Raw genomic sequence first — 12,127 nt, 5'->3', positions numbered from 1 at the left:
ATTTTCGCGAGCACAAAAAAAGCTGGAAACCATCGGTTTCCAGCTTTAAGCACTAAACTACTTTAAAACAAAATCTATCTTGGACGGCCGCCTCCCATTCCGCCACCACCAGAACCACCTTGTCTTCCACCACCACCTGGCATTCCCATCGGTTGAGCTTGAACTGGTTGAGGTGTAGCATCTCCTCCACTATCCTTTTGATCATCGTTGTTAACTGATTTCTTTTTCTTCGTTCCTGTAAAACTCATTTTACCAATTCGGTAAGAGAAATTAATCTTGAAGTTCATATTACGCATGGTATTGTACCCTACTTGAGTAATGATTGGGGTAACTGTTTCACTACGTATTATCATTTCGGAAGTGAAGAAGTTCTCCGCTCCAAATCCAATACTTCCTTTCTTATTATTGAAATCCTTCTTGAAACTTAAACTATAGATTCCAAATCCTCCACGCTTTCCTTGCAACTGAATCTCGTTAGCACGGTAGAAAGAGAACAATTGAGCTCCCCAGCCTCCGCCTAAATTATAGTTACCAAAAATACGGAAGTTAGAAACCAAGCCTTCGTTTTTCGCATTCAACAAAGGATCAGGTACATTATTAGCCAATTTCAAATAAGAGAAATCCGCACCACCACCGATCATCAAACGATTCGTCAAATTGGCATTGATATTCAAGTTCATACCATAAGCATCCTCATTTCCAATATTCACTGAACGAGTCTTTACCGTATCACCAATCACTTCACGAATTTGGTTAATCGCACCTGTCGTATTTCTAACAAATACAGCTGAAGATATGTAGAACGACTTAATGTACTTACTGTATCCAACTTCAAAGTTATTCGTATACTCTGGCGCTAAATTTGGATTACCTGTAGAGATGTTCAATGGATTCGTCGAATTCACGTTAGGATTCAAGAATTGAACGGATGGACGCTGAATACGCTTATTATAACTAAATCTCCAAGTTCCTGATTTGAATGTTTTGGACATATTAAAACTTGGAACAATGACTCCATACGGAGGGATGGTCAAATTTTGGCCTTCTTTCTTCAAGAAACTAGCAGAAATGTCCGTGTGCTCATAACGAGCACCCGCTTTTACGCTCCATTTATTTTTAGTGGTCAAGGTATATGATGCATAGGTTCCCCAAATATTTTGATTGTAATCAAAAACGTTGGTTGGTAAAGTAGCTAAATTAACTTGATTGTAACCCGCTGCATTATTTCCAGTTGGGTTTATAAATGACTTGTAATCAGAGGATGCATTTCTTAAAATTCCTTTTCCTCCAAACTCCAACATTTGGTTTTTCAAAATAGGCGTCTGATAATCCAATTGGAAAGTAGCTTCTTCATTATACGCCAAGTTCTCATTTTTAATTGAACTCAATATTTGGCTCATTGTCGCGTTCGGATTCATGATATCATTGTAGAAATCACTTGTACGGTTACTGCGGCTATACATTGACAAGATACTGAACTCTTTTTGAGGCGTATCATAGGTATGAGAATAATCAAAATTCAAATCAACATTGCCTGAAACATCAGAAGAATTAGTGTTTCGTAAACTAGTAAGCAAGCCATTACGAATCTGTTGTAAGTTATCTTGGTAGTTATTTCCATTTCTTACTCCAAATCTTGATGATGCAGTAATGGAATTATATTTGTTAATATCCCAATCAAAACCTATTTGATAGTTACCAAATAAATTACTGGTTCTACTCTCCGCAGTTTGGAAGTTAACCGTTTCTACACCTTGGCTTCTTGTAGTTTGTGTATTTTCGTATTTACCCGTTACGTTGTACTGAGAACGGCCAAAACCACCTAAGGACATACCCCAAGTCTTATTACGGAAATTACCATTCAAAGATAAGTTTGAACCTCTAACACCTACACTTGAATCAAAACCCAAGGTCAAACCTTGCAGGGTGTTTTTCTTCGTGACAATGTTAATGATACCCGCTGAACCCTCTGCATCATATTTAGCAGAAGGAGAAGTAATCACCTCCACGGTCTTAATCATGTCAGCAGGAATTTGCTTCAAGGCATCAGCCACATTGGATGCCATAATGGATGATGGCTTATTGTTAATCAATACTCTAATATTAGTAGAACCACGGAGCGAAGGATTACCATCTAAATCAACAGATAACATGGGCACCTTCTTTAAAACATCTGTTGCATCACCACCACGATTGGTTTGATCACGTTCTGCATTGTAAACAGTACGATCCACTCTTTCTTCAATCATGGCTCTTTGACCCTCTACCGTTACTTCTTGTAACATCTTGGCCGAAGATTGCATTTTAATAACCCCTAAATCATGGTTATCTTTTTTATCTGTGATATCAATGAAAATAGTTTTACTTTCGTAGCCTATGAATGATATAACAATTTTATAACTTCCTATTGCCACTTTGTTCATGGTAAACTTTCCTACCTGATCAGCAGACGTTCCATCCACTGGGCGATTAGTTGCTTTGTTAATTAAAGCAACAGAAGCAAATTCAACAGGCTTATTATCTGTGGAATCTAGCGCATAACCAACAATTTTGGCTGAACCTTTAGGGGCTGCTACAACTGGGGCTGCAGCTTCTCTTCGTGCGGGTGCACCTGCTCCACTAGGAACCTGAGCGTTCATTTGCATGGTGCATACTACTAAGGCAATAAGAGCGAATAATTTTTTCATAGTTATTTTAAAATTGGCAAATTGATTTTATATTAAAATCGAATGCAAAACTGTTGTAATTCTAATGAGTAATTTCTTTTTTGCGACCAATAGTCATAATTTGTAGGTCAATTTCAAAGATGCAAAACGTCAATAAAACATGATTTCTATCAAAACACCACGTTTACAATTAATACCACTGGACCATTCATTATTGAGGACTTGGGCAGATCAAGGACGTGATGCCCTAGAAATCCAACTGGGCTTACAACATAATACTTGGGAAATAGAAGCATTTTTTCAAGAAGAAACGCAAATGGCCTTACTTGACTTTTGGCTTCCTATGACAAAAAAATTTCCCTTCGATTTTATTTGGTATACAAGTTGGGAAATAATCCTAACAGAAAAGTCCTGTTCTATAGGGGGAATAGGGCTGGCAGGTTTACCCAATGACCAAGGTTCTACCGAAATAGGATATTGCTTAGACAAAAAATTCAGAGGACATGGTTATGCCAGCGAGGCTTTGCAATACCTAATAGAATGGGCTAGTCAAGATCAAGATCTACACTATTTAGTTGCCGAAACACCCATCGAAAATCTAGCTTCCCAATCTGTCCTTACCAAGAATGGATTCATTCAAACGGGACAAAAAATATTACAACAACCCGAAGGCATGGAAGTGTTTACTTGGAAACGTCCAATCCAATCCAAAAGAACTTAATTCTGGGATTTTATTTCCTTTCGAGCAATTTTCGGTAATTTTACTGAATTATAAATGCCTAAAGTCCCTAAGGACCCAATCATATGCATCATTTCACTTCCATCCATGACGCTTACAACATCCCTCAGTTGGTCAATGAAGCCCTTTTAATGAAAAGAGCTCCTTATTCCGATTGTTTCATTGGTAAAAATAAAACCATAGGATTGTTGTTCTTTAATTCCAGTTTACGTACCCGATTATCTACCCAAAAGGCAGCTCAAAATCTGGGAATGAATGTCATGGTCATGAATGTAGGTGCCGATTCTTGGCAATTAGAAATGAATGAAGGTGTCATTATGAATGGCGATAAAGCAGAGCACGTGTCTGAAGCCGCTGCCGTCATTGGGCAATATTGCGATATTGTTGGGCTTCGAAGTTTCCCAAGTTTAGTGAATCGCGAGGATGATTATTCAGAATTGGTACTAAATCAATTCATGAAATATACTGGTAGACCCATTTTAAGTTTAGAATCTGCTACCAGACACCCCTTACAGTCTTTAACGGATTTGATCACCATCCAAGAACATAAAAAAACGGCCCGTCCTAAAGTAGTTTTAACTTGGGCTCCTCACGTTAAGGCCCTACCTCAATGTGTACCCAATTCCTTTGCAGAATGGATGAATCACTCCGAGGTGGATTTTACTATTGCACATCCCAAAGGTTATGAACTAGCTCCAGAATTTAGTGGAAATGCGAACATCTGTTACGACCCTAAGGAAGCCTTTGAAGGAGCTGATTTTATCTATGCCAAAAACTGGTCATCCTACCAAGATTATGGTAAAATACTAAACTCTGATCCTGCATGGATGGTTACTATGGACAAAATGAAGTTGACAAATACTGCCAAATTCATGCACTGCTTACCCGTACGCAGGAATGTAGTAGTAGAAGACGCAGTATTAGATTCTGATCATTCCATCGTCGTTCAACAAGCTGGAAATCGTGTTTGGGCAGCCCAAACTGTGCTAAAGGAGATGTTATTATCACTTGCCAAAAAAGAAAGTCCTTACTTATTCTAAAAATATGCGTGTAAATCTGCCTAAGCTTCAGGTCATTAAAATTGGTGGAAATGTCATCGACAATCCTCCTTTGTTGGAGGCATTTTTACATGATATTGCTAGCATAAAAGAACCCTTTGTTCTTGTCCATGGAGGTGGTAAAATAGCCACAGAAATGGCGAAAGAGCTAGGTATTACAAGTCAAATGATCGAAGGACGCCGAGTTACCGATACGGCTAGTTTACGTATTGTAACCATGGTTTATGCAGGTTGGATTAACAAAACCATGGTAGCCCAGCTGCAATCCAAACAGAAAAATGCAATCGGTTTTACAGGACCAGATGCTGGTTTGGTCATCAGTAAAAAAAGAAATCCATCGCCCATTGATTATGGCTGGGTAGGAGATATTGAAGAAGTCAATGGGGAAGCATTAAGTGGATTCATCAACCAAGGGTATTACCCCATTTTTGCACCGATCACTGCCGATAAAGAAGGTCATTTATTAAATACCAATGCAGATACCATGGCACAAGCCATCGCAATCGCATTAAGTGAGTTTTTCGAAGTTACCTTGACGTATTGCTTCGAAAAAAATGGGGTTTTAAATAATCCCGATGACGATCATTCTGTCATTCCACACATCAATCAAGCTTCATTTATAGCTTTGAAAGAAAATGGAATTGTCACTGCAGGAATGATCCCTAAATTAGAAAATGCCATAAAAGCCATTTCTCAAGGTGTTAATACCGTTAAACTCTGTCATGCGAGTCAAGTATTAATCCAAGAAGGTGGCACCAGAATAACCGCATAATGCATAAAGAATCTGATTTTTTAGAAGCTCGCTCTTTACTTTCTCAATTGATCGCTTGTCCATCCTTGAGTAAAGAAGAAGCGGGTACAGCTAAAATTATTCAAGATTTCCTAAGCAATAAGGGCGTACAATCCGAGCAATATTTACATAATATTTGGGCAAAAAATGCTCATTTTGACCCCAATAAACCCAGTATACTTTTAAATTCGCATCACGATACTGTCAAAGCTAATGCTTCATGGACTTTTGACCCATGGGTAGCTACGGAAATGGATGGAAAACTCATTGGCCTAGGCTCCAATGACGCTGGAGCTAGTTTGGTTTGTCTGATACAAACATTTTGTTCTTTCTATCATCAGGAAAACTTACCTTTCAATATCGTGTTAGCTGCTACGGCAGAAGAAGAAATCTCAGGGAAAAATGGCATTGAAGCCTTAATCAATGCCCCCAATTTTCCCAAAATTGATTGGGCTATGGTGGGAGAACCTACCGACTGCCAATTAGCCATTGCAGAAAAAGGGCTCATGGTTATAGATGCTGTAGCTCATGGAAAAGCTGGGCATGCAGCAAGAAATGAAGGAATAAATGCGATTTACGTCGCGATGAAGGATATTCAAAAAATCGAAAACTTTCAATTTGAAAAAATATCTCCTGTTTTAGGACCTGTTAAAACGACAGTCACTATCATTCATGCGGGTAAACAACACAATGTAATACCCGATATCTGTGAATACAGCATTGATTGCCGAGTGAACGAATGTTATACCTTGGAAGAAATCCTTGATATATTAAAACACGAACTAAGCTCTGACTTAAATCCTAGGTCCATCCGATTACAGCCAAGCCGTATCGATGAAAATCATGTGATTTGTCAAGCAGCCAAGGCTTTAGGAATAAGTACGTTTGGGTCTCCTACCCTTTCTGATCAATCCTTATTAACTTGCCCCTCCGTTAAAATTGGCCCAGGGCATTCAGGTAGGTCCCATACAGCCGATGAATTTATCTACTTAGATGAAATCAAACAAGGAATTCAAACCTACCAACAATTATTAACTCAAACAATTATTCAATACCAACATAAATCATAAGAAACGTGGCAAAACTTTGGCAAAAAGCGAATCAGACTACAGATGCTAAAATTGAAAAATTTACGATTGGAAATGATCCCATCTATGATTTACAATTGGCCCGTTACGATGTATTGGGTTCCTTAGCCCATATTACCATGTTGGCAGAAGTTGGCCTATTAAAAAAAGAAGAACTTAGTCCTTTATGCCTAGAATTGAAGGTTATTTTAGCCTCCATTGATGCTGGTGAATTTGAAATTGAACCTGGCATGGAGGATGTTCATTCTCAAATCGAATATTTGCTAACTCAAAAACTTGGTGATTTAGGAAAGAAGATTCATGCGGGCCGTTCAAGAAACGACCAAGTTTTAGTGGATTTGAAATTATTCATGCGCGCAGAAATTCAAGAAATTGCGGAAGCTGTTGAAAAACTTTTCAATTTATTACTAAGCAAAAGTGAGGCTCATAAAAAAGATTTACTTCCTGGCTATACCCACTTGCAAATCGCCATGCCCTCTTCTTTTGGATTATGGTTTGGTGCCTACGCTGAAAGTTTGGTAGAAGATGTAGAATTATTAGAAGCCGCTTTTCGCTTAGCCAATAAAAACCCACTTGGATCAGGTGCTGGATATGGATCTTCCTTCCCCTTGGATCGTCAATTAACCACGGATTTATTAGGCTTTGAAAGCCCGCATGTCAATGTGGTCAATGCCCAACTATCCCGTGGAAAAACGGAGTTTTATGTATTAACAGCTATCAGCCAGATTGCTAGTACCTTGAGCAAATTGGCCATGGATGTTTGTCTATACAACTCTCAAAATTTTGGGTTCATTGAATTACCTGATGCTCTTACCACTGGGAGCTCCATCATGCCTCATAAAAAGAATCCTGATGTAGCTGAATTATTACGAGGCAAAGCCAATAAACTCAAAGCCCTACCGAATCAATTACACTTATTAACCAGCAATTTACCATCAGGCTACCATCGCGAGTTCCAACTAACCAAAGAACTGTTAATGCCAGCCATTGAGGAAATTTTAGATGGTTTGGAAATTACTCACTACCTAGTAGAACACATGAAAGTAAAATCTGATTTATTAAATCAGGAGAAATATGATTTACTGTTCAGTGTAGAAGAGGTGAATCGACTCGTAGTTCAGGGTGTTCCATTTCGGGAAGCTTATCAACAAATTGGTAAAATGATTGAAGATAAACAGTTTGATGGAAGTCAAAGAAACCTGAATCATACCCATTTAGGAAGTATTGGAAATTTAGGTTTAGATCAAATCCAATCGCAAAAAGACATTGCTTTTCAACGATTTGGTTTTGAAAAGGTTAATCAAGCCATTGCTCAATTAATTGCTAGCTAGCATTTTTTGGACATATTTTCCAACGATATCAAATTCTACATTAACAGTATCTCCGACCTTCAATTGGTGAAAGACTGTATGTTCATAGGTATATGGAATAATGGCTACGGAGAAATCATGTTGGCCAGAATGAACAACCGTTAGACTGGTTCCATTAACACAGATAGAGCCTTTTGTCACAGTTATGTGTTCTTTAGAAAGTGGATATTCAAAATAATATTCCCACGAACCTTCATGAGCTATAATTTGTGTACAAACTCCTGTGGTATCAACATGCCCTTGAACGATATGTCCATCGAATCGACCTGTAGCCGCTAGACAACGTTCTAAATTTACTTTTTGACCCAGTTTTAGCGCTCCTAAATTGGTCTTATTGAGGGTTTCTTCAATGGCAGTTACTCGGTATTGTTTATCCTTAATTTCGACAATGGTTAAACAAACACCATTATGCGCCAAAGATTGATCTATCTTTAATTCATGGGTAAAAGGGGAACTAAACCAAAAGTCGATATTTGTTCCTTGAACTAATCTATTCTCTAAGGTGCCCATGGCCTCCACAATGCCTGTAAACATCGAATTAAATTTTATATTTTTGCCTAAATTCAAAATTACACCCAATCTTATGAAATTCAATAAATGGATTTTGATTCTTATTCTTGGTGCTATCTCCTTGGTGATTATTAGTCTACCAAAAAACAATTCTGTTAGCCTAAGGAAAACGCAAGAAGATTCTTTAGCAGTCATAAAACATCGAAAAGAAAAAGACATTTCGATGAAAGAGCAGGAAGATTCACCCATCAAGAATAAAGAAAATTTTAAGGGCTTGCACTATTTTCCTTTTTCAAGTGCTTGGCAAATAGAATTTGAATTAGAGAAAAATTCGAAAGTAGATAAAATCGCTATGCCCATGAGTGATGGTACAAAAGAAGACATACTATATATTGGAGATATTAAAGCTCAAATCAATGGACAAGAGCTACGTTTAAAGTTATATCAACATGACAATGGGGATTTCTTCCTCCCATTTAAAGACAAAACCGCCCCCACAGAAACCTATGGAGGCGGTAGGTACTTAGATATACCCCTAATAAATCTAAACGGTAAAAAACTTAAGGCGGATTTTAATTTAGCTTACTTTCCTTTTTGTGCTTACAATCCGGAATATGCTTGTCCAGTTCCGCCAGCGAGTAACCTATTAAACTTTAGCATACCCGCTGGGGAAAAAAACTAGTTTACTTGGTTTATGGAAGCAGCACCTGACAGATCTTTGCTGATAGTAGGTACTCCTTTATAAGATACTTTGGATGCACCAGAAGCATCAACGCGTAATGTCTTTTGACTTTGCACGCTAACATGACTTGCTCCACTTGCCTCTACATCCGTGTCACGGGCCATCAAATTAGAACCATCTAAGTGACTCGCACCTGAAGCATCCACATTTAATTTCCCAGCATGTCCACTGATATTCAAATGAGAAGCTCCTGATAATTCCACATTTAATTTATCGGCACTAATTTGATTTAATTGACCTTTAGATGCTCCACTAAACACAAAATTCATTTGTTCTTCATTGGCGAACCCATCCACATCAACACGGCAGGCACCTGAAAAATCGGCATTAGCTAGACGAGGCATGGTGATAACTAAACGTACTCTTTTACGATTTTTACCCCAGTTGAAACCCCAATTGCGATCTTTATAAGATACCTTCAAGGTATTACCATCGATGTCCACTTCTAAATCATCAACGTCTTCTTGACGTCCATAAGCTGCCATAGAAAAAGAACTTCCTTTGCTCACTTTAATTTCAAAAGCTTGACCTATGTCTAAATTTTGAAAACCGGATACTTTAAACTTTTTTGAATAATCTTCTGGAGATGCGCATGCCACGATGGACATCAATAAAGCTCCCAGGAAAATGAATAAATTGAATTTTGTTTTCATGATTGTTATATTTTTGGAATGTAGAGAAGATGAAACGAATGAACAAAAGGTTGCATCATCTACCTATTATTTTTGGGTTTTAATGTTTACTTGTAAATTAGACATGGTTTGATAACTTAAATCAGCATCCATGGATTTGTTTCCAGTAATACTCTTAATCACTTGCAAATCCATTTTAGATTGATCCTTCAAGGATACAATAGCCTTTTGAACAACCAAATTAGGGGCGATAAGCTCCGCATTTTGATCGGATGAAGCGATTAATAATTCCGTATTTCCATCGATATTGACACTATGGAAATTATGTAAGACCACTTCCAATTTAGCCTGATTAAATCCTTTGATCTCCGTTCTGGCGTTTCCTCCCAATTCTACTTTAGAAAGCTTAGGAGATTGTATTTCTATCTGAACACCTGATTGTACTTTGTCCAATTTCAATACACCGTTCACCACTTTGGCTTCCGTCACAAAACTTGGTTTATCATTTCCTTCGAATCGGATGATATATTTATCTCCAGGTACGATTCGAATGCTAGCTCCTTCTGTATTTAAGGCTTCAATGCTTTGAAAGTTTTCCAAATCCTTACTGATAGAGAAGTTTACACCTACTTCATCAGAAGAAGAACGATCTTCATGGAAAGACTCTTCCTTTTCTTCAATCGGTTCACGATTAATACATGTCAATCCTTTTTCTGGAGTAAAATTCCACATGGAACCAACAAATAAGTCGCCAGTGCTCTCGTTAAAATACCCTCCATGAATTTCATTTTCAATATAAGAAGCAAAATCACGCGTCATACCAAAGCTTTGGCCAAATGGAATCAACACCTTCACACGCATACGTTGGTTTCTAAACTTTTGATTCGTGATTCCAAAATGACTGTCAAATATGATTTTATCATTTTGAACGGAGTAATCGTACTTAATGCTTCTTGCATTTTTCTCAGCATCCAAACGGTCTCTTCCATTTGACTTTGAAAATTCAATGACCTGAATCGTTGTACCTGAATACCCTTCAATGGTGATTTGAGTCCGCGTAAATCCTTCACGGTTATAATCATGCATATCCTCATCATCTAAGATTTCATCAACCAATTCTCTACTACCCAACATTTTTTCCCAAATCGACTCTTGCGATTCTTTTTTGATATCAAATACAAATGGCTTTGCTGGAACACTAATGTCTTTTACTTGATTGATAGAAGCTGTTCTAGAAAAATTTCTTCCCACGGTTGGTAAGGCCACAAATAAACCAATCCAACCAATGATGCATAAGGTAGTAGCGATGTATTTATAGGTTCTATTATAGAATTTACGGTTAGCTAATAAAGAAACTCCTGAGATAATAATGGAAACCAAAATAGGTAGAATGGCTGCAATGAAAGCTAAATAAGTCCACGATGGCAAATCATTAGCTAACAAATATAAGGGGATTGCTTCACCAAAGGCAATTTGAACTTGACCATGATCTAATCCTGAGAATCCTACTGAACAAACCGTTATTAAGGCGATGATACTACTTAAACCAATAACGGTTAAAATGATACCAAATGCTATTTGAACAATCCAACGAAGAGCTATAAAAAAGCCTTTAAATGCGCCAAAGAAAGCAGCAATTAGTCGAAAAGGTACCAATAAGATACGAGTTAAAGCACTTTCTTCAGCTTCCCCTTCCTTTTGGAAGTTCTTCTTAATGTTGTTTTCAATATTTTCAAGTGTGATTGGTTCTCCTGTCATTTCCATTTTATCGGTCAGGGTTTTAGCCTCTGGTGCTATGATTAATATCACCAGGTAGGCTACAATTCCTGTTCCAAAAAACAGTACAGAGAGTACAGCTAACACACGCAATAGACCTAAATCCCATCCTGTGTAGGCAGAAAATCCGGAGATCACTCCACCAATGACTTTCTTTTCAGGATCACGATAAAATTTACGGAAGGATTTATCTTCCTCTAAATTGATTTCTCCAGGGATGGCAATCCAACAGATGACATAAGCCCAGAAGATGACATTGGCTACGTGGAACAATGGAATCAATCCAAAGAATCCAACAATCATACATAAACGTACCCAGATTGGATCAGCATGTATATAACGTGCCAAACCTGAAGCCACACCACCAATCATTTTCCTCGACAAATCACGTCTAAATACTTTTTGATGGGGAGCAGACTTTTCTGAATGCGTGGAATGAGTCTGAGATGAATTACTTTCCTTCTTATCTTCTTCGCTTTCTAAAGCTTGAAAATCAGCTACTGTTCCTAGAGAAGCGATTAAGGCATTTACATGTTCTAATGAAATGGCCTCTGTTTTTTCGTCTTCCCGAATGCCCCAGAATTTCTCGGCAATTCTTGCTTCAATGTCAGCAATAATCTCTTTTGAACCTTCGAAATTCTCGAAGTAAGCATGGATGGATTTGATGTATGCATCCAATGTGGCAAACGCATCCTCCTCGATGTGGAAGATAATCCCTGCGATATTAATTGAAAGGGTCTTTTTCATACAATGATA

10 protein-coding genes are annotated in these 12,127 nt (G+C 37.9%); 6 read left to right on the top strand and 4 right to left on the bottom strand.

Going from position 1 to position 12,127, the window contains the following annotated elements; translation table 11 throughout:
* Positions 1-74 precede the first annotated feature (74 nt).
* Complete coding sequence (locus U0R11_RS03700) at positions 75-2,687, bottom strand: TonB-dependent receptor domain-containing protein (protein ID WP_406749858.1); 2,613 nt, start codon at positions 2,685-2,687, stop codon at positions 75-77.
* A gap of 139 nt (positions 2,688-2,826) precedes the next feature.
* Between U0R11_RS03700 and U0R11_RS03695 the strand changes: the two genes are divergently transcribed.
* The 5 genes from U0R11_RS03695 to argH all read left to right on the top strand — a co-directional run bounded on the left by U0R11_RS03695 (position 2,827) and on the right by argH (position 7,672).
* Positions 2,827-3,387, top strand: a complete 561-nt coding sequence (locus U0R11_RS03695; protein WP_406749857.1) for a GNAT family N-acetyltransferase — start codon at positions 2,827-2,829, stop codon at positions 3,385-3,387.
* A gap of 83 nt (positions 3,388-3,470) precedes the next feature.
* Positions 3,471-4,445 (top strand): Rossmann-fold NAD(P)-binding domain-containing protein, encoded by a 975-nt coding sequence (locus U0R11_RS03690; protein ID WP_406749856.1) that lies wholly within the window; start codon positions 3,471-3,473, stop codon positions 4,443-4,445.
* Between the two features lie 4 nt (positions 4,446-4,449).
* Positions 4,450-5,235, top strand: coding sequence for an acetylglutamate kinase (gene argB / locus U0R11_RS03685; protein WP_406749855.1), 786 nt, complete (start codon positions 4,450-4,452; stop codon positions 5,233-5,235).
* Entirely contained in the window at positions 5,235-6,323 is a 1,089-nt protein-coding gene (locus U0R11_RS03680; protein ID WP_406749854.1) for a M20 family metallo-hydrolase, read from the top strand. Before argB ends, U0R11_RS03680 begins: the two co-directional genes overlap by 1 nt.
* Positions 6,324-6,328: 5 nt before the next feature.
* Positions 6,329-7,672 carry an argininosuccinate lyase gene (argH, locus tag U0R11_RS03675; protein ID WP_406749853.1) on the top strand — a complete coding sequence of 448 codons (1,344 nt, stop codon included), beginning with the start codon at positions 6,329-6,331 and terminating at the stop codon, positions 7,670-7,672.
* On the opposite strand, the gene U0R11_RS03670 is transcribed toward argH, so the two are convergent.
* Positions 7,658-8,245 (bottom strand): riboflavin synthase, encoded by a 588-nt coding sequence (locus U0R11_RS03670; protein ID WP_406749852.1) that lies wholly within the window; start codon positions 8,243-8,245, stop codon positions 7,658-7,660. The genes argH and U0R11_RS03670 overlap by 15 nt on opposite strands.
* A 49-nt stretch (positions 8,246-8,294) precedes the next feature.
* Here U0R11_RS03670 and U0R11_RS03665 point away from each other — a divergent pair, with 49 nt between their 5' ends.
* Positions 8,295-8,903: a DUF1684 domain-containing protein gene (locus tag U0R11_RS03665; protein WP_406749851.1), complete on the top strand. Its 609-nt coding sequence runs from the start codon at positions 8,295-8,297 to the stop codon at positions 8,901-8,903.
* Here the strand turns inward: U0R11_RS03665 and U0R11_RS03660 are convergent.
* Both U0R11_RS03660 and U0R11_RS03655 read right to left on the bottom strand, forming a co-directional pair.
* On the bottom strand, positions 8,900-9,616 hold the full coding sequence (locus U0R11_RS03660) for a head GIN domain-containing protein (RefSeq protein WP_406749850.1): 717 nt from the start codon (positions 9,614-9,616) through the stop codon (positions 8,900-8,902). The two genes, U0R11_RS03665 and U0R11_RS03660, sit on opposite strands and share 4 nt — an antisense overlap.
* A gap of 66 nt (positions 9,617-9,682) precedes the next feature.
* On the bottom strand, positions 9,683-12,118 hold the full coding sequence (locus tag U0R11_RS03655) for a PspC domain-containing protein (protein WP_406749849.1): 2,436 nt from the start codon (positions 12,116-12,118) through the stop codon (positions 9,683-9,685).
* Between the last annotated feature and the right edge of the window lie 9 nt (positions 12,119-12,127).

Origin of the sequence: Aquirufa salirivi (assembly GCF_045310485.1) — a bacterium.
In the GTDB taxonomy this organism is placed as follows: Bacteria; Bacteroidota; Bacteroidia; order Cytophagales; family Spirosomataceae; genus Aquirufa; species Aquirufa salirivi.
The sequence above is the reverse complement of the archived record's forward strand: the minus strand, read 5'-3'. Positions and strand labels throughout refer to the sequence as shown.